The organism is Massilia sp. Mn16-1_5, from assembly GCF_004798585.1.
Taxonomy (GTDB): Bacteria; Pseudomonadota; Gammaproteobacteria; order Burkholderiales; family Burkholderiaceae_D; genus Telluria.
In genome coordinates this window covers 116,192-134,243 of record NZ_PPXQ01000005.1, presented here as the reverse complement: position 1 = coordinate 134,243, position 18,052 = coordinate 116,192, and the positions used below count along the sequence as shown (strand labels likewise).

The 18,052-nt window shown below is 66.3% G+C and carries 13 protein-coding genes and 1 tRNA gene; 11 read left to right on the top strand and 3 right to left on the bottom strand.

Features of this window, described 5'->3' with window-relative positions:
* Positions 1-2: 2 nt before the first annotated feature.
* Positions 3-530 (bottom strand): DsbA family protein, encoded by a 528-nt coding sequence (locus tag C2862_RS07425; RefSeq protein ID WP_136219483.1) that lies wholly within the window; start codon positions 528-530, stop codon positions 3-5.
* Between the two features lie 81 nt (positions 531-611).
* Here C2862_RS07425 and C2862_RS07420 point away from each other — a divergent pair, with 81 nt between their 5' ends.
* Positions 612-806 carry a DUF1059 domain-containing protein gene (locus C2862_RS07420; protein ID WP_136219482.1) on the top strand — a complete coding sequence of 65 codons (195 nt, stop codon included), beginning with the start codon at positions 612-614 and terminating at the stop codon, positions 804-806.
* Between the two features lie 15 nt (positions 807-821).
* On the opposite strand, the gene C2862_RS07415 is transcribed toward C2862_RS07420, so the two are convergent.
* Positions 822-2,120 carry an acetyl-CoA hydrolase/transferase family protein gene (locus C2862_RS07415; RefSeq protein ID WP_136219481.1) on the bottom strand — a complete coding sequence of 433 codons (1,299 nt, stop codon included), beginning with the start codon at positions 2,118-2,120 and terminating at the stop codon, positions 822-824.
* A 171-nt stretch (positions 2,121-2,291) separates the two neighbouring features.
* On the opposite strand from C2862_RS07415, the gene C2862_RS07410 reads away from it, so the two are divergent.
* The 5 genes from C2862_RS07410 to C2862_RS07390 all read left to right on the top strand — a co-directional run bounded on the left by C2862_RS07410 (position 2,292) and on the right by C2862_RS07390 (position 10,801).
* The gene (locus tag C2862_RS07410; protein WP_136219480.1) at positions 2,292-2,918 is read left to right on the top strand and encodes a hypothetical protein; all 627 of its coding nucleotides are present in this window, start codon (positions 2,292-2,294) and stop codon (positions 2,916-2,918) included.
* A 111-nt stretch (positions 2,919-3,029) separates the two neighbouring features.
* Entirely contained in the window at positions 3,030-3,788 is a 759-nt protein-coding gene (locus C2862_RS07405; protein WP_136219479.1) for a 3-hydroxyacyl-CoA dehydrogenase, read from the top strand.
* Positions 3,789-3,888: 100 nt separating this feature from the next.
* The gene (ggt, locus tag C2862_RS07400; RefSeq protein WP_136219478.1) at positions 3,889-5,667 is read left to right on the top strand and encodes a gamma-glutamyltransferase; all 1,779 of its coding nucleotides are present in this window, start codon (positions 3,889-3,891) and stop codon (positions 5,665-5,667) included.
* Positions 5,668-5,841: 174 nt separating this feature from the next.
* Complete coding sequence (locus C2862_RS07395; protein ID WP_136219477.1) at positions 5,842-10,089, top strand: hybrid sensor histidine kinase/response regulator; 4,248 nt, start codon at positions 5,842-5,844, stop codon at positions 10,087-10,089.
* Between the two features lie 28 nt (positions 10,090-10,117).
* Positions 10,118-10,801, top strand: a complete 684-nt coding sequence (locus C2862_RS07390; RefSeq protein ID WP_136219476.1) for a response regulator — start codon at positions 10,118-10,120, stop codon at positions 10,799-10,801.
* On the opposite strand, the gene C2862_RS07385 is transcribed toward C2862_RS07390, so the two are convergent.
* Positions 10,798-11,433 (bottom strand): DedA family protein, encoded by a 636-nt coding sequence (locus C2862_RS07385; RefSeq protein WP_136219475.1) that lies wholly within the window; start codon positions 11,431-11,433, stop codon positions 10,798-10,800. The genes C2862_RS07390 and C2862_RS07385 overlap by 4 nt on opposite strands.
* 201 nt (positions 11,434-11,634) lie before the next feature.
* Here C2862_RS07385 and C2862_RS07380 point away from each other — a divergent pair.
* The 5 genes from C2862_RS07380 (at position 11,635) to C2862_RS07360 (ending at position 18,000) form a co-directional block, all read left to right on the top strand.
* Positions 11,635-11,709, top strand: a tRNA-Arg gene (locus C2862_RS07380).
* Between the two features lie 254 nt (positions 11,710-11,963).
* Positions 11,964-13,889 (top strand): ATP-binding cassette domain-containing protein, encoded by a 1,926-nt coding sequence (locus C2862_RS07375; protein WP_136219474.1) that lies wholly within the window; start codon positions 11,964-11,966, stop codon positions 13,887-13,889.
* A 288-nt stretch (positions 13,890-14,177) separates the two neighbouring features.
* Positions 14,178-15,389, top strand: a complete 1,212-nt coding sequence (epsL, locus tag C2862_RS07370; protein ID WP_136219473.1) for an XrtB/PEP-CTERM-associated polysaccharide biosynthesis outer membrane protein EpsL — start codon at positions 14,178-14,180, stop codon at positions 15,387-15,389.
* A 10-nt stretch (positions 15,390-15,399) separates the two neighbouring features.
* Entirely contained in the window at positions 15,400-16,782 is a 1,383-nt protein-coding gene (locus C2862_RS07365) for an undecaprenyl-phosphate glucose phosphotransferase (protein ID WP_136219472.1), read from the top strand.
* Positions 16,783-17,025: 243 nt separating this feature from the next.
* The gene (locus C2862_RS07360) at positions 17,026-18,000 is read left to right on the top strand and encodes a GDP-L-fucose synthase (RefSeq protein ID WP_229467334.1); all 975 of its coding nucleotides are present in this window, start codon (positions 17,026-17,028) and stop codon (positions 17,998-18,000) included.
* The last annotated feature ends 52 nt before the right edge of the window (positions 18,001-18,052 follow it).

The following is an 18,052-nucleotide window of genomic DNA, read 5'->3' as shown; positions in this document are numbered from 1 at the left end:
GATCAGGTGCGGCCGAGCGCTTCCTGCAAGGCCGCGGCCAGCGATGCCTGGTCCGAGTCGCCGTGGTAGCGCTTGCCGTTGATGAAGAAGCTCGGCGTGCCGCTGGCGCCGAGCGCATGCGCCTCTTCGGCCTGGGCCTGGATCCGGGCGCGGTGCTTGCCCTCGTCCAGTTCACGCGCAAAGCGCCGGGTATCGAGTCCCAGGCTGGCGGCGATGCCCGGCAGCGCATCCTCGCCCATCATGGCCTGGTTCTCGAACAGGGCGTCGTGCATTTCCCAGAATTTGCCCTGGGCGCCGGCGGCCTCGGCCGCTTCCGCAGCACGGGCGGCAAACGGGTGCAAGTCGCTCAGGGGCAGGTGGCGGTACACGAGGGCCACGCGCCCCTCATGCTGGCGCATCAATTGATTGAGCGCCGCATGCGCGCGGGCGCAATAGGGACACTGGAAGTCGCCGTATTCGACCAGCGTCACCTGGGCGTCGCGCGGGCCGCGCAGGTGGTCGTTCTCTTCGATCCTGATGCTGTCACTCATCTTTCCTCCGATAGTCGCTTACTTGAACTGGCGCCGGCGCTTCCTATACTGAAGGCGAGGACACCGGCTGAGGAGGTCATCATGGCACGCAAGTTCATCGATTGCCGCGAGTTTCCGAGCGAAAAGAACTGTTCGGTCACCATCGCCGCCGACAGCGAGCAGGAATTGATGGAGGTCGCCGTCCAGCACGCCGTCAGCGTGCACGGTCACCAGGACACGCCGGCCTTCCGCGAGCAGCTGCGCGCAAGCATGCACGAAGGGCGCCCGCCGGAATAAACGGCGGCGCGGCTGTCAGAACACACACATCTTGTTCGCCTCTTCGCGCAGCCAGCCGCGAAAGTCCGGGTGCGCGATCGCGATCAGTTCCTGCGCGCGCTGCTTGGCCGATTTCCCGCGCAGCTGAGCCACGCCGTATTCGGTCACGACGTAGTTGACGTCGTTCTTGCTGGTGGTGGCGTGGGTGCCCGGCGTCAGTGTCGGCACGATGCGCGAGACGGTGCCGTCCTTCGCCGTCGAGGGCAGCACGATGAAGGATTTGCCGCCGCGCGAGCGGTTGGCCGCGCGCACGAAGTCGACCTGGCCGCCGGTGCCGGAATAGGGCAGGTGGGCGATGCTTTCGCTGCCGCACTGGCCGAGCAGGTCGACCTGCAGGCTGGCGTTGATCGACACGAGTTTATCGTTCTGGCCGGCGATGTAGGGATCGTTGGTGAAGTTCGACGGATGCATCTCCAGCATCGGGTTGTGGTGCATGAAGTCGTACAGGCGGCGCGAACCGAGGGCGAAGGTGGCGACCATCTTGCCGGGCAGCAGGGTCTTCTTGCGGTTGGTGACGGCGCCGCACGCGACCAGTTGCAGGATGCCGTCGCCGATCATCTCGGTGTGCACGCCGAGATCGTGCTTGTGCGTCAGCTGCTGCACGACCGCATCCGGAATGCCGCCATAGCCGATCTGCAGGGTGGAACCATCCTCGATCATCTCGGCCACGTACTTGCCGATCGCTTCCTGCACCGGGCCGATCGCCGGCAAGCCGACTTCCAGGATCGGGTCCTCGCTTTCGACCAGGCTTGTCACCTGCGAAATGTGGACGTGGCAGTGTCCGTGGGCGAAGGGCACGTTCGGATTGACTTCCAGGACCACGACGCGCGCCTTGGCCACGGCCGCCATCGTGTAGTCGGTGCCCAGGCTGAGCGCGAACCAGCCCTGCGCGTTCATGCTTGAGGCCATGGCGAACACGACGTCGGCCGGCATCAGGCCGCGTTCGATCAGGGTGGGGATTTCGGAAAAATAGTTCGGGATGAAGTCGCACCAGCCGCCCTGGCCGCTGGCGCGCGAGGCGCCGCCGAAGAACAGGGCGGCGTGGCGCACATGGCCGGCCGTCTCCTGCTCGAAGTAGCCGAACTTGCGCATCGCCAGGATTTGCGCCACGCGCACGCCATTCCACCGGCTGCGCTGTTCGGACAGGGCCGTCAGCAGGGTCGGCGGTTCGCCGACACCGGTCGGCACGATGATCATGTCGTCGTCGCGCAAGTGCGCCAGGGCATCCAGGGCGCTGCCGCGCTTGGCCTGGTAGAGCTCGTGTACGGTCTGCATGCATGTCTCCATTGTCGATTGCCGCCTCGCCGGGCGCCTTCCTCCAGCCTAAGGTCTGAAGCTGACGTGGAGATGACAGCGTCGCACATGCCGGCTTGCGCGCGCCACCCAGCCGCATGGCGGCAGATAATTGCCCCATCGGCCATGCGGATTGGCCAGATGGAGGCGACCATGAAACACGCGAAACATTCGAAGCCGCTGCGCGCCGCGCAAATCGCAATCGTCCTGCTGGCGGCGCTGGCGGCCGCATCGGTGGCCGGGCCGGCGGCGGCCCAGGCAGGCTCGCAAGCAAGCGGGCAATCGCGCCCGGTACCGGTGAGCCCGGCTCCGGCCGGTCCCAGCTACGGCCCGGTGCTGCACCCCCAGCCCCTGAAATCCGAACCCGGCGCCCAGCCCGAACAGACGCCGCAGGCCCAGGAAGAAAAGTCCGGCGCCGTGCCGCCCGGAACCGCGCCCGAGGTGGATCCGTCGGCGCGGCCGGCACCGCAGCCGAAAGATCCGGCCAAAACCGACAAGGGCAAGGATACGAAGAAAAATGCAAAGCGCAGCGCGCGCCGCTCCAGCCCGCAGCGCATCGATGTCGTGCCGCCGGCCCCGTCAGGCGCGCCGTCGCTGGCACCGCCGCCGCCCCCGCAACCCGTGGCGCTGAGACCCGGTCCGGCCCAGATCAACGTTTGCAACGGCGGCACTTGCACCGATACGAACGGCGCGACCTACAACACGGGCGTCGGCAATGCCGCCGTCAACAGCCAGGGACGTCTGTGTACCCGCACCGGCAACACCATGCAGTGCTTCTGACCGCAAGGCCAAGCTTTTAAGACAAACGTGGTTTTTCCCGGCAAAAGTTCGCTACAATCCTGCTGGTTGACGTTAACGTAAACGTCACCACGAACGCAAAAAGGGAAAACCATGCAAATTCAGAACAATGTGTTCATCATCACCGGCGGCGCGTCGGGCCTGGGAGCGGCCACCGCGCGCATGATCACGGAGGCGGGCGGCAAGGTCGTCATCGCCGATGTGCAGGCGGAAGCCGGTGCCGCACTGGCAGCCGAGCTGAACGGTCAATTCGTCAAGTGCGACGTGACCTCGGAGGAAGACGGCAAGGCGGTCGTCGCCGCCGCCACGGTCCTGGGCACGCTGCGCGGCCTGGTCAACTGCGCCGGCGTGGCGCCGGCCGTGAAAACCGTCGGCAAGGATGGCCCGCACCCGCTGGACGTGTTCCAGCGCGCCGTGAACATCAACCTGGTCGGCACCTTCAACATGTCGCGCCTGGCCGCCGAAGCGATGGGCAATGCCGAAGCCGCCGAATACGGCGAGCGCGGCATCATCATCAACACCGCCTCGGTCGCGGCCTTCGACGGCCAGATCGGCCAGGCGGCCTACGGTTCCTCGAAAGCGGCCGTGGCCGGCATGACCCTGCCGATGGCGCGCGACCTGGCGCGCAGCGGCATCCGCGTGATGACGATCGCTCCGGGCATCTTCGAAACCCCGATGCTGATGGGCATGCCGCAGGAAGTGCGCGACTCGCTGGGCAAGATGGTCCCGTTCCCGCCGCGCCTCGGCATGCCGAAGGAATATGCGCACCTGGCGAAGGCGATCATCGAAAACGTGATGCTGAACGGCGAGACGATCCGCTTGGACGGTGCGATTCGCATGCAGCCAAAGTAAGCAGCAAAATGTTGCATCTGACAATTTGATGTAGGATGCCAACGATGTTGGGCGTGCACGGCCGCTGGCCGGTCACGCCCTTGCTTCATTTGGAGACCCGATGATCAAGTTGAACACCGTCGCAGGCGCGGCCTTACTGCTGGCGCTTGCTGCGCCATTCGCTGCACTGGCCCAGGACACTGCCCAGCGCGCCCCCGAAATCGCCACCGGCTACCAGGACAAGGCCGGCTGGGCCGCCCGCAAGTACATGGTGGCCGCCGCCAATCCGCTCGCGGTCGAGGCCGGCTATGAAATCCTGAAAAAGGGCGGCACCGCGATCGATGCCGCGATCGCCACCCAGCTGGTGCTGACCCTGGTTGAGCCGCAAAGCTCGGGCATCGGCGGCGGCGCCTTCCTGATGCATTACGACGGCAAGAAGGTGCAAGCCTTCGACGGCCGCGAAACGGCGCCGAAAGCGGCCGACGAGCACCTGTTCCAGAATCCCGACGGCACGCCGCTGTCGCGCACGGCCGGCGTCGTCGGCGGTCGCTCGGTAGGTGCGCCCGGCGTGCTGCGCATGCTCGAGCTGGCCCACAAGCAGCACGGCAAGCTGCCCTGGAAAACCCTGTTCGCGCCGGCGATCCGTCTGTCCGAAAAAGGTTTCGCCGTCAGCCCGCGCCTGAACGGCCTCTTGATGTGGGACGCCCACATCCGCAAGGACCCGGTCGCGGCCGCCTATTTCTACGATCCGTCCGGCAAGCCCTGGCCGGTCGGCCACATCCTCAAGAATCCGGCGCTGGCCAAGACCCTGAAAGAAATCGCCCAGGGCGGGGCCGACGTCTTCTACAAGGGCCACATCGCGCGCGACATCGCGGCCAAGGTCAAGGGGCATCCGACCAATCCGGGCCTGCTCACCGCGAAGGACATCGCCGACTACCGCCCGAAAGTGCGCGAGCCGGTCTGCAGCGACTACCGCGTTTACACCGTGTGCGGCATGCCGCCGCCGTCCTCGGGCGGCATCGCCGTGGCCCAGATGCTGGGCATGTTCGAGACCCGCGATATAGCCAAGCTGGCCCCAAGCGATGGCGTACCGGGACCGGACGCCGTGCACCTGTTCTCGGAAGTGGGGCGCCTGGCTTATGCCGACCGCAACCGCTACGCGGCCGACACCGATTTCGTGCCGCTGCCGGGCCGCGGCCTGCCGGCCCTGATCGACAAGGCGTATCTGAGCAAGCGCGCGGCCCTGATCGGCGAGCGCTCGATGGGCGAAGCGCCGGCCGGCAATCCGCTCGGCAATGACGTGGCCTGGGGCACGGACAATGCCATCGAAACGCCCTCGACCTCGCACCTGGTGGTGGTCGACAGCCACGGCGCCGGACTGTCGATGACGACGACCGTCGAGGATGCCTTCGGTTCGCGCCAGATGGTCGACGGCTTCATCCTGAACAACCAGCTGACCGATTTTTCCTTCGATTCGCGTGACGCCAACGGCCCGATCGCGAACCGGGTCGAGGCCGGCAAGCGTCCGCGCAGCGCCATGTCGCCGACCGTCGTGTTCGACAAGAAGACCGGCAAGCTGGTGCTGGCGGTGGGATCGCCGGGCGGGCCGGCGATCATCAATTACGTGGCCAAGGTGCTGGTCGGCACTCTCGACTGGGGCCTGAACGTGCAGCAGGCGATTGCACTGCCGAACTTCGGCAGCCGCAACGGGCCGACCGAGCTCGAAGCAGGGCGCTTCCCACAGTCGACGGTCGACGCCTTGAAGGCGCGCGGCCATGCGCTGCGCCAGATGGAACAGAATTCCGGCCTGCACGGCATCATGCGCATGCAGATCCATGGCGAGCCCTGGTGGTTCGGTGGTGCGGATCCGCGACGTGAAGGTGTGGCAAAAGGGGACTAAAACCTCACACAGCAGTAGCTTTAGGGCAATAATTTCCCTCATGTTCGGGATAGTTTGCTAACCTTGCGGTGTGGACAGAAAACCAGACAAATCACCTGCATTCCCCTCTCCCCCTGCTTCCTGCCGCCGCCCCCGGGGCGCCGGCGGGGCAGCGCATGTCGCCCTGGCTGCAGCATGAAGGCCTTGTTGTTCGCCCTGTTGCTGGCCCTGGCCGGCAGTTTCGCCGCGCCGGCCGCGGCCGCACCCGCGCCGACGCTGCGCTTCGAGCACCTGAGCGTCGAGGATGGCCTGGCCCAGGAAACCGTGCTGGCCATGGCCCAGGACCGCGACGGCTTCATGTGGTTCGGCACCCAGAACGGCCTGTCCCGTTTCGACGGCTACCGCTTCCTGAATTTCCGTAACATCGCCGGCGATCCGACCAGCCTGGGCAGCAACTGGGTCCGGGTGCTGCACATCGACCCGCACGGGCGTCTCTGGATCGGCACCGACGGCGGCCTGGCGCTCTACGATCCGGCCACCCAGGCGTTTCGCCAGTACCTGCCCGACGAGCCCAGCCGGCGCGGCAACGGCAACCTGCACGTGCGCGCGATCGTCGGCGACGGCGGGAACGGTCTCTGGCTCGGGACCGGCGACGGCCTGCAGCATTTCGACATCGCCAGCGGCACCTTCACGACCTGGCACCATCGCCCTGGCGACACCAACAGCCTTTCCAACGACGACGTCGCCGCGCTGGCGCTCGACAAGCGCGGCCGCCTGTGGATCGCCACCGGCGCCGGCCTCGACAGCCTCGACCGCGCGCGCACGCAGTTCGCGCATCATCCACTGGCCTCGAAGCGGGCTGAGGCGGTGCATTCGCTGCTGCTCGACAACCAGGAGCAGCTTTGGATCGGCCTGATGAACGGACTCGAGCGCATGGCCCTGGGGCCGGCTGGCGGCGGCGCGCGCAGCTTCGGTCCGGATCAGGGCATCCCGCACGCCCAGATCACGGCCATCTACGACGACGGCAAAGGACAGGTCTGGATCGGCACCCAGGAGCAGGGCGTGTACCGCTGGGACGCGCGCCGGGGCCGCTTCGAAGCCTACCGCAGGATCGTGGCCGACAAGCACAGCCTGGGCGACGACCGGATCGCCTCCCTGTTCCGCGACCGCGTCGGCACCTTCTGGGTCGGCACCTGGTATGCCGGCGCCTCGCGCGTGGACCTGAGCAGTGGTGGTTTTGCCCGCATCGTGCGCGAGCACGACGGTCCGGGCCAGCCGGCCGACAACCGCGTGCGGGGCATGGACAACGACGGCAGCGGCCGCCTGTGGCTGGCCTCGGCCTCGTCGTTGCAGCTGTACGACCCGACCCCGGGCCTTACCGAGGCCTACCGCATCTGGCGCCACGAACCCGGCAATCCGAACAGCCTGATCGACTCCTCGGTGAACGCCGTCGTGCGCGACCGCGACGGCATGCTCTGGATCGGCGGGCGCACCGGCATCACCCGCTTCGACCCGCGCAGCGGACGCTTCACGCGCCGTGTGCTCGTGCCGGGCAATGTCAACGCCAATATCGTGCGCGCGATCACGCTGGGGCGCGACGGCGCGCTCTGGATCGCCACCCGCGGCGGCCTGCACCGGCTCGATCCGCGCAGCGGCGATCTCGAATCCTGGCGCCACGACCCGAACCGCCAGGCCAGCCTGGCCGACGACAACGTGCGCCCGGTGCTGGAGGACAGCCGCGGCCGGGTCTGGATCGGCACCTTCAACGGCCTCGACCTGCTCGACCGCGCCAACAAGCGCTTCCGTCATTTCCGGCACGAACAATACGACTTGAGCAGCATCAGCCACGACGAAGTCCACGCCCTGCTCGAAGATCGCCACGGCAACGTCTGGGTCGGCACGGCGGGCGGCCTGAACAAGATGGTCACGGCCGCCGACGGCTCGGTCAGCTTCGTGCGTTACACGACGCGCGACGGCCTGGTCGACGATTCCGTGGCGACCATGCTGGAAGACCAGGACGGCGTGATCTGGGTCAGCACCACCAACGGCCTGTCGCGCTTCGATCCCGCCAAGAACGCCTGGCGCAGCTACACGGCGGCCGACGGCACCATCGATGGCGCCTATTTCGACGGCTCCGCGCTGCGCACGCCCGACGGCAGCCTGTATTTCGGCGGCTTCAACGGCATCACCGCTTTTCACCCGCGCGCGCTGCGCTACAACGGCTTCGCGCCGACCGCCGTGATCACCGGCATCCAGATCTTCAATCGCCCGGTGCAGCAGGCCTATCCGTGGCTCTTGAGGGGCCCGGTCGAAAACACGCGTGCGATCACGCTCTCGGCCCAGCACTCGGTATTTTCTCTGGAATTCTCGGCCCTGCACTACGCGGCGCCCAAGCGCAACCGCTTCGCTTATAAACTCGAAGGCTTCGACCAGGGCTGGGTGTATGCGGACGCCGAAAAGCGCTTCGCCACCTATACCAACCTCGATCCGGGACACTACGTGTTCCAGGTACGCGCCGCCAACAAGGACGGCTTCTGGAGCGAGACCCCGGCTACCCTCAGCATCACGGTCGAGCCGCCGGTGTGGGGTACCTGGTGGTTCCGCAGCGCCGTCGCCTTCCTGCTGCTGGGCGTCTGCTACGCCGGCTACTTCCTGCGCGTACGCGGCCTGAGCCGCCAGAAGGAACGCCTGGAGGGCCTGGTCAGCTCGCGCACGCGCGAAATCGCGCTGCAGAACAGCCGCCTGGAACGCCAGACCGAGGAATTGCGCGAACGCGAGCGCGAGGTGCGGCGCAATACGGGTGAACTGGCCGAGGCCAACCGCGCGCTGTACGAGAACGAGCAGCGCCTGCAGTTGGCCAAGCAGCGCGCCGAGGACGCGGCGCGCCAGAAGTCGGAATTCCTGGCCAACATGAGCCACGAGATGCGCACCCCGCTGGCCGGCGTGATCGGCATGCTCGGCTTCGCGCTGCGCGACCATGGCCTGCGCGAGAGCACCCGCGAGCAGATCGAGCGCGGCCAGGCGAACGCCGAGTCGCTGCTGGCGATCATCAATGACCTGCTCGATTTCTCGAAGATCGAAGCGGGCAAGCTGACCATCGAGAACATCGACTTCGCGCTCGACGCGGCGATCCACAACGTGGTGGGTCTGTTCGCCGAGCAGGCCGCCGCGCACAGCGTCGGCTTCGCGATCGAGCTGGCCGAGGACCTGCCGCGCTTCGTGGTGGGCGACCCGACGCGCCTGCGCCAGGTGCTGGTCAACCTGGTCGGCAACGCCTTCAAGTTCACGCCCAGCGGCCAGGTCACGCTGCGGGTCGAGCGCCGGCCTGAAGACCAGCCGGACGGCCCCGAGCACGCCGACGGGCACATGATACGTTTTTCGGTGCAAGACACCGGAATCGGTATCGCTTCGCACGCCTTGCCGCGCCTGTTCCAGAAATTCGAGCAGGCCGACACCACCACCACACGGCGCTACGGCGGCACCGGCCTGGGCCTGGCGATCTGCCGCCAGCTGGTCGAACTGATGGGCGGCACGATCGGCGTGACCAGTACCCAGGGCAGGGGCAGCACCTTCAGTTTCGTGCTCCCGCTGGCGGTGGGCGTCGAGCCGCCGACGGTCGAACACGCGCCGCGCATGCCGCACACGCACCGCCTGCGCGTACTGTGCGCTGAGGATTTCGCCACCAACCAGATCATCGCCCGCATGATGGTCGAGGACATGGGGCACCAGATCGAGGTCGTCGAGAACGGCGCGCTGGCGGTGGCGGCCTGCGCGCGCACGCGCTTCGACATCGTCCTGATGGACGGGCGCATGCCGGAAATCGACGGCGCCACCGCCACGCGCCTGATCCGCGCCGGCGGCACGCTCGACGCGCCCGTGCTGGACCAGCACCTGATGATCGTCGCCCTCACCGCCAACGCCAGCGACGAGGACCGCGACCGCTACCTTGCCTGCGGCATGGATGGTTTCTTGGCGAAACCAATCGACGAAGCGGCGCTGCACTACCAGCTGAGCCGGGCGATCGAGCGCCAGCTGCAGCGTGGTATCGCGCTGCCGACGATGGGAGAGGCCAAGCCGAGCGTGGCGGAGCTCGATGCAATGTTCGGCATTGCGGAACCGGATGCAAGTGCGCCGCCGCAAGACCGGGCTGCCGAGCTGCAAGCGCGCATGCGCGCCGCCTTCGCCGCCGACCTGCCGCGCCGCCGCGCCGAGCTGCGCGCCGCCCTGGACGCCGGCGACGCCGAAGCCTGCGCGCGCGTCCTGCATGGTTTACGCGGCAGCGCGGCCCACTTCGGGGCAAGTGAACTGGAGCGCCTGTGCGCGGCCCTGGAAGAGGCCGCCGACGTGGGCCGCTACGCGGACATCGCTGCCGCGCTGCCGGCGCTCGACGCCTTGCTCGACCCGTTCGAGCGCCTTCCCGCCTTAGTCGCAGGCGTCTTGTAATTATTCTTGTTTGTTATCGGGAGCGGTGATGAAGGTGCTGGTGGTGGACGACGACGTGGTGTCGCGCATGATGCTGATGCATCTGGTCGATAGCTGCGGCAGGTACGAGATCCTCGAAGCGGAAGATGGCGCCGACGCCTGGCGCCAGCTGGAAGGCGGCTTGCGGCCGGCAATCGTCTTCTGTGACCTGCGCATGCCCCACCTGTCCGGCACCGAGCTGCTGGCGCGCGTGCGGGCCCACCCCGCGCTGGCGCAGTTGCCCTTCGTGCTGGTGTCGGCGGCCAACGATGCCGCGACGATGGGCGAAGCCGAGGCGCTGGGCGCGACCGGCTACGTCGTCAAGCCGTTCCGGGTCGAGGGACTGCGGCCGCACCTGATGGCGCTCGAATCCGACGAGGCGCCGGCCGCCAGTGCCCAGCGCCTGGGCATCGATGCGGCGCGCCTCGCGCTCTACCTGGGCGGCCTGGAGCGGCAACTGCTGGAAGCGGCCGGCGCCATTGACGCCGCGCTGGCCGCGGGCGATACGGCAGCGGTCAGCGAACGCCTGCGCCGCCTGCGCGAAGGCTGCGCCACGCTCGGCCTGCGCAGCGCGGCGACGGCATTGGCGCGGGCGGAAGCGGCGCCCCAGGCATCCATTATTTCGCGCGCCCTCGACGCGGCGCGCGAGGCGGTCGCCGCGCAGGCGGCATTGCTGGGCCCTCGGCCGGCTTAGCCGGCTTCGTGTTCCTTCTTGCGGCTGTCGGCCTTCTCCGGCTTGCGCCAGGTGATCACGCGGTACAGATACCAGGCCAGCATCGCGCCCAGCACCGTCTTCGAAACCGGATCGACATACTTCGCCACTTCCTGGTATTTGTCTTCGAGCAGGAAACCGGCCGCCAACAGCAGTCCTGTCCAGACCAGCGAGCCGATGCTCGAGTACAGCAGGAACTGGCCGAGCGACATGTTACCCAGGCCGGCAGGCACCGAGATCAGGGTGCGTACGGCCGGAATCAGGCGCCCGAACAGGACCGCCTTCTTGCCGTGCTTGCGGAAGGTTTCCAAAGCGGTATCGATATCGTCGGGCGTGACCGTCAGCCAGCGCGCATGCTTGCCCGCCAGGCGCTTCAGGCGCTCGCAGCCATAGTAGCGGGCCGCGTAATACCAGGGCAGGGCGCCCGCCACCGAACCGGCCGTGCCGGCCAGCAGCACGCCCACCAGGTTCAGGTCGCCCCGCGCGACGACGAAGCCGGCGAAGGGCATGATCATTTCGGAGGGAATCGGCGGGAAAATGTTCTCGAGCGCCATCAGCGCGAACACGCCCAGGTAACCGCTCTTTTCCAGGAAATTAGTAATGAACTCGAACATCGCGCACTCCGGCAGGCTCGGGAGTGGGGATGATAGCGTGGATGGCGGGAAGGCCGAATTCGCTAGAGAGCGCCTGTTGCAGCAGGGCAGGATGGTCCCCCAGATTGGGTTCGATTACCTTTCAAAGGTGTTATTTGACTCAGCGATGACACCTGGGTTTCCCACGATAATTGCCATCCCTGTATAATTTCGAGTTAGTGTGTCGCCATAGTACAATGGATAGTACAAGGTCCTCCTAAGACTTAGATGTGGGTTCGATTCCCGCTGGCGATACCACCGTTCCGTCCTGTCTCAATTCCCTGTATCTCTTCCTTTCGCCATCCGCTCGCCTGGCAACCCAGCTACTGAATTCGCCACACGGTCATGTGCAGCGATTGCAGTCATAGCCGACGAATGCCGCTTATTTGCAAGACTATTGGAAGTGTCGCCGCCGCAATCGGTACAATGGCGGCTTCTTTCACCTTTTTCTGCCGCGCTACAGGTCTCCGAACACATTCGTCGAGGCCAGCGCGTGGCCTCTTCACAAGATTATGGCTGTCATTTCTCTCACGTCCGCGCAACTCGCGTTCGGTCACGTTGCGCTGCTCGACCATGCGGACTTCTCCCTCGAAACCGGCGAGCGCGTCGGCCTGATCGGGCGTAACGGCACCGGCAAATCCTCGCTGTTGAAAACGATCGCCGGCCGCTTCAAGCTCGACGACGGCCTGCTCGTCATGCAGCAGGGCATCAAGATCGCCTATGTCGAGCAGGAGCCGACCTTCGACCCCGAGTCGACCGTGTTCGACGCGGTGGCCGCCGGCATGGGCGAACTGCAGGGCATGCTGGCCGAATACGAAGCCCTGACCGGGCAGTTCGGGCAGGGCGATGACGAGGCGCTGATGGAGCGCATGCACGTAATCCAGGTCAAGCTCGACGCGACCGACGGCTGGAACCTCGGCAACAAGGTCGACACCACGCTCGACCGCCTCGGCCTGGCGCGCGACGCGAAAATGGGCACGCTGTCGGGCGGCATGCAGAAGCGCGTCGCCCTGGCCGTGGCCCTGGTCTCGGCGCCCGACGTGCTGCTGCTCGACGAACCGACCAACCACCTCGACTTCAAGTCGATCATGTGGCTGGAAGGCCTGCTGCGCGAATTCCGCGGCTCGATCCTGTTCATCACCCACGATCGCAGCTTCCTCGACAACGTCGCCACCCGCATTATCGAACTCGACCGCGGCCGCCTGCTGTCCTTCCCCGGCAATTTCTCCACCTACCAGGAACGCAAGCGCGAGCTGCTGGCCAACGAGGAAGTCGAGAACGCCAAGTTCGACAAGTTCCTGGCGCAGGAAGAAGTCTGGATCCGCAAGGGCGTGCAGGCCCGCCGCACCCGCGACGAAGGCCGCGTGCGCCGCCTCGAGGCGCTGCGCCTGCAACGCGCCGCGCGCCGCGAAACCCAGGGCCAGATCAAGCTCGACGTCGGCATGGGCGAGCGCTCCGGCAAGATCGTCGCCGAACTCGAGAACATCTCCAAGCGCTTCGGCGAGAAGGTGATCGTCTCGAACTTCACCGGCACCATCCTGCGTGGCGATAAGGTCGGCCTGATCGGGCCGAACGGCGCCGGCAAGACCACGCTGCTGAAGATCATCCTCGGCGAGGAAACCGCCGACAGCGGCACCACGCGCCTCGGTACCAAGCTGAACGTTGCCTACTTCGACCAGATGCGCACCCAGCTCAACGAAGAAGCGAGCCTGGCAGACACCATCGCGCCGGGCAGCGACTGGGTCGAAGTCAACGGCCAGCGCAAGCACGTGATGACTTACCTGAGCGACTTCCTGTTCGCGCCGGAACGCGCCCGTTCGCCGGTCAAGTCGCTCTCGGGCGGCGAGCGTAACCGCCTGCTGCTGGCGCGCCTGTTCGCCAAGCCGGCCAATTGCCTGGTGCTCGACGAACCGACCAACGACCTCGATATCGACACCCTGGAGCTGCTCGAAGAGCTGCTCGAGGACTATCCGGGTACCGTCTTCCTCGTCAGCCACGACCGCACCTTCCTCGACAACGTCGTGACCCAGGTCATCGTCGCCGAAGGCAACGGCCTGTGGCGCGAATACGTGGGCGGCTACAGCGACTGGGAACGCGTCAAGGCCGCGGCACCCCAGCCTGCGGCTTCGGCTGCCAAGCCGGCCAAGGGCGCCGAAGCGCCCGCGCCCGTAGCCGCGCCTGCCGCTGAAGCAGCGCCGAAGAAGGTCAAGCTCAGCTACAAGGAGCAACGCGAACTGGAAGAGCTGCCGAAACTTATCGCCTCGCTCGAGGACGAGCAATCGGCCATCACCCTCCAGCTCAACGCGCCGGACTTCTACAAGACGAACCCGGCCGACGCGCGCCGCATCAACGCCCGCTATGCCGAGATCGACGAGCTGCTGATGAACGCGCTCGAGCGCTGGGAACAGATCGAAGCGCGCTCGCGCGGCGAAGCTTAAAACAGCAGCACCGCTGCGGCGCCTGCCGCAGCCGTAGTCCAGGGCCGCCGGCTTCCTGCCGGCGCGGCCCTCGACGGTGGACGCGTTCTGCGTCCCATCGTCATGTGCCCGTCCTCGGCATTCCTCATCGGTCGTCCCGCCGAACATTAGCATCGGCGGCGCTGCGTTTGTCCGCTTGCGTCAAACGCGCCGCTGGAACTCATGCACGTCGGCGCGGGTCAGAATTGTGCTGACCCGGCTTGCGCTCTGGGGTCGGCGCTTGCTTCCAGCGACGTCTTTTGAAAGACCATGGCCATGCCGAGAATCCGCTTGCACCCGTCCGCGCAATTGCTCATCCTTGCATTCGGCGCGACCCTGGCAGGGCCGGCCCGGGCCATCCCCGGCAGCGCGCTCGACCTGGCCGCGCGGATCGGCTGGGCCCACGACGACAACCTGCTGCGCATCCCCGACGGCTTTCCCGCCTTCGACAACCAGCGCAGCGATTCCTGGACCACGCTGGAATTCGGGGCCGTCTACGACAAGGACATCGCACGCCAGCGCCTGCTCGCCGTCGCCAAGCTGTCGAAGGTCAAGTTCGACCACTTCCGCCAGCTCGACTACGACGGCCGCGACCTGCAGGCCATCTGGTACTGGCAGCTCGGCAACCGCTTTTCCGGGCAGCTCGGCGGCAGCTACACCCAGACGCTGGCCCCTTATACGGATTTTCCCAGCGACGAACGCAACCTGCGCAAGCAGCGCCACGGCTTCTTCGAGGGCGCCTGGAAGCTGCACCCGCGCTGGGAAGCGCGCACCGCGCTCGTACGCGACCGCTTCGACTACGACCTGGCCGCCCAGTCCTTCAACGACCGTACCGAAGACGTCGTCGAGCTCGAAGGGCGCTACCTGGCCCCGAGCGGCAGCGCCGTCGGCCTCGTCCTGCGGCGCATCGAGGGCAGCTACCCGAACCGGCGTCCCTTCGCCCCGGGCGGCCTGAGCGACGATTTCACGCAGAACGAACTCAAGGCGCGCATCGACTGGAAGGCGGGCGGGTCGACCACGATCCAGGGCCTGCTCGGCTATGCGCGGCGCAGCCAGCCTTCGTTCGGCGGACGCACGAGCGGCGCCAACGGACGCATCACGGCGCTGAACGACCCGGGCGGCAAGCTTGCCTGGCGCGCCTCGCTGTGGCGCGATTTCGCCCCGATCGAGAGCCGCATCGTCAGCTATACGCTGAACAAGGGCGTCAGCCTTGGGGCCACCTGGCGCGCCAGCAGCAAGATCCAGGTCGACGCCGACGGGGTCTACGAGCGGCGCGACTACAACGCGCGCGCGAACCTCAATGCGGCGGGCGGGCTCGACGACACGCTGCGCTCGGCCAGTCTCAAGGCAAGCTGGGCCGTCAGGCGCAAGCTGACGCTCTCGGCCGCCTGGATCCACCAATCCCGCAGCGGCTCGCCCGCACTCGGAATCGGCAACTTCAAGGCCAACACGGTCGCCCTCAACGCCAGCGCACAATTCTGAGCATCGAGCGATGACGGTCAACGACATCCCGATCATCTCCTTCTTCCAGCGCGTACTCGATCCCCTGATCATCATGGGGTCGCTGTACGTGTCCTCGCTCGCCTTCCAGCAAACGTTTTCGGGCTATTCGCTGGTGCTGATGATCCTCGCCTTTTTCATCTCCTCGGCCGTCTATCAGCAGATCGATCCCTACCGCACCTGGCGCAGCGGGCGCATGCTGGCCTATGCGCGCGATGTCGTGTTCGGCTGGTGCGTGACGATCGGCGTGCTGTACTTCCTCGGCTCGGCGAGCGGCCTGAAGTATTTCTACGACGAGCGCGTGCTGCTGGCCTGGGCGATCGCCGCGCCCGCCACCCTGGTGGCCAGCCATGTCCTGGTGCGCCGCGCCGCGGGACGGCCCGACCGCGGACGTGAAGTGCGCTCGGTCGTGGTCGTCGGGGCGAACGAGGTCGGGGCGAAATTCGCCGGCATCTGCGAGCTGCATCCGAACCTGTTCATGCGCATGCACGGCTTCTTCGACGACCGCGCCACGGTGCGCCATGCGCCGGGCCTGCGCCATCCGATACTCGGCAAGATGAGCGAATTGAGCCAGTATGTGCGCACCCACCATATCAAGCTGATCTTCATCAGCCAGCCGATCTCGGCCCAGCCGCGCATCCGCGGCCTGATCGAGGAACTGCAGGACACCACGGCGTCCGTTTATTTCCTGCCCGACGTGTACGTGTTCGACCTGATGCAGGCGCGTTTCGACAACGTCGGCGGCATGCCCGTGATCGCCATCCGCGAGACGCCCTTCATGGGGCTCAACAGCATGATCAAGCGCGCCAGCGACATCGTCTTCGGCAGCATCATCCTGGTCCTGCTGGCGCCGCTGATGCTGACGATCGCGGTCGCGGTGAAATGCAGCTCGCCGGGCCCCGTCATCTTTCGCCAGCGCCGCTACGGACTGTATGGCGAGGAGATCATGGTCTATAAGTTCCGCTCGATGTGGACGCTCGACGACGGCGCCCGGATCGTCCAGGCGAGCAGGAACGACGGGCGGGTGACGCCGGTCGGACGCTTCCTGCGCCGCACCTCGCTCGACGAATTGCCGCAGTTCGTCAACGTCCTGCAAGGCAGCATGAGCATCGTCGGCCCGCGCCCGCATGCCGTCGCGCACAACGAGCAATACCGAAAACTAATCAAGGGCTACATGCTGCGGCACAAGGTCAAACCGGGCATCACCGGCTGGGCCCAGGTGAACGGCCTGCGCGGGGAGACCGCCACCCTCGACAAGATGGAAGCGCGCATCCAGTACGACCTCGACTACTTGCGCAACTGGTCGGTGTGGCTGGATCTGTGGATCATCTTGAAGACAGTACGTGTGATTTTGACGCGCGAGAACGCGTTTTGAAGCAAAGCGCTTAACTGCGGCTCGAGGGGCTCGTACGAAAGGGAAGGCCGCTTTCCGGTCCTTCACTGGATGCCTGGGATGGGCGATGAGCCTTGCGGATCGACAGGTTTTTCAGGCGATTTGCGATCACATCGCGCGGTTTTGGTTCCCCAAAAACCGCCCGTACACATCGATACCTGTCAATCGAAGCGCGCTACACGACAGGTACGCTGGCAAGGACATTATGCTCGATGGGAGGACGCCTTGGATTATCCAGAACCCCGCATCTATGTCGCCGGACACCGTGGTCTCGTCGGATCGGCCATCGTGCGCGCACTGCGTGCCCGCGGCCATGCGCAGATCGTGACACGCACGCATGAGGAACTCGAACTGACCGACCAGGACGCGGTGCGTGCCTTCTTCCGGGGCGAGCGCATCGACCAGGTGTATCTCGCCGCCGCCAGGGTAGGCGGCATCCACGCGAACAACAGCTACCCTGCACAATTTATCTACGACAACCTGATGGTCCAGACCAATGTCGTGCACGAAGCCTGGCGTGCGGGTGTGGGGCGTCTGCTGTTCCTCGGCTCCTCCTGCATCTACCCGCGCCTGGCGCGGCAGCCGATCCGCGAAGACTACCTGATGGAAGGCGGACTGGAACCGACCAACGAACCGTACGCGGTGGCCAAGATTGCCGGCATCAAACTGTGCGAGAGCTACAACCGCCAGTACGGCACCGACTTTCGCAGCGTCATGCCGACCAACCTGTATGGCCCCGGCGACAACTATCACCCCCAGAACAGCCATGTCATTCCAGCCCTGGTGCGGCGTTTCCATGAAGCGAAGGCGGGCGGGGCCAGTGAGGTCGTGATCTGGGGCAGCGGCAAGCCCATGCGCGAATTCATGTACGTCGACGACATGGCGGCGGCCTGTGTCCACGTGATGAGCCTGGCGCCAGAAGACTACGCGGCGCATACCGAGCCGATGCATTCGCACATCAACGTCGGGACCGGGACCGACGTCAGCATCCATGACCTGGCGCACCTGGTGGGCGAGGTCGTCGGTTTCGAGGGGCGCATCGTCTTCGATGCGAGCAAGCCCGACGGTACGCCGCGCAAGCTGCTTGATGTCTCCAAGCTGCGCGCGCTCGGCTGGAGCGCCAGCACGCCGCTGCGCGAGGGATTGCGGCGTGCCTACGACGCCTATCTGGCAGCGCAGGTTGCCGATGTGGCCGCCTGAGTCGCAGCGCGTCGTGCGGCAAGCGCAGCCTCGGCATATCCCTGCAGCGTAT

What these genes read in the sequence shown, in the direction of transcription:
- C2862_RS07425 (WP_136219483.1), bottom strand. Translation starts at nt 530, where the DNA reads ATGAGTGACAGCATCAGGATCGAAGAGAACGACCACCTGCGCGGCCCG.
- C2862_RS07420 (WP_136219482.1), top strand. Translation starts at nt 612, where the DNA reads ATGGCACGCAAGTTCATCGATTGCCGCGAGTTTCCGAGCGAAAAGAAC.
- C2862_RS07415 (WP_136219481.1), bottom strand. Translation starts at nt 2,120, where the DNA reads ATGCAGACCGTACACGAGCTCTACCAGGCCAAGCGCGGCAGCGCCCTG.
- C2862_RS07410 (WP_136219480.1), top strand. Translation starts at nt 2,292, where the DNA reads ATGAAACACGCGAAACATTCGAAGCCGCTGCGCGCCGCGCAAATCGCA.
- C2862_RS07405 (WP_136219479.1), top strand. Translation starts at nt 3,030, where the DNA reads ATGCAAATTCAGAACAATGTGTTCATCATCACCGGCGGCGCGTCGGGC.
- ggt (WP_136219478.1), top strand. Translation starts at nt 3,889, where the DNA reads ATGATCAAGTTGAACACCGTCGCAGGCGCGGCCTTACTGCTGGCGCTT.
- C2862_RS07395 (WP_136219477.1), top strand. Translation starts at nt 5,842, where the DNA reads ATGAAGGCCTTGTTGTTCGCCCTGTTGCTGGCCCTGGCCGGCAGTTTC.
- C2862_RS07390 (WP_136219476.1), top strand. Translation starts at nt 10,118, where the DNA reads ATGAAGGTGCTGGTGGTGGACGACGACGTGGTGTCGCGCATGATGCTG.
- C2862_RS07385 (WP_136219475.1), bottom strand. Translation starts at nt 11,433, where the DNA reads ATGTTCGAGTTCATTACTAATTTCCTGGAAAAGAGCGGTTACCTGGGC.
- C2862_RS07375 (WP_136219474.1), top strand. Translation starts at nt 11,964, where the DNA reads ATGGCTGTCATTTCTCTCACGTCCGCGCAACTCGCGTTCGGTCACGTT.
- epsL (WP_136219473.1), top strand. Translation starts at nt 14,178, where the DNA reads ATGGCCATGCCGAGAATCCGCTTGCACCCGTCCGCGCAATTGCTCATC.
- C2862_RS07365 (WP_136219472.1), top strand. Translation starts at nt 15,400, where the DNA reads ATGACGGTCAACGACATCCCGATCATCTCCTTCTTCCAGCGCGTACTC.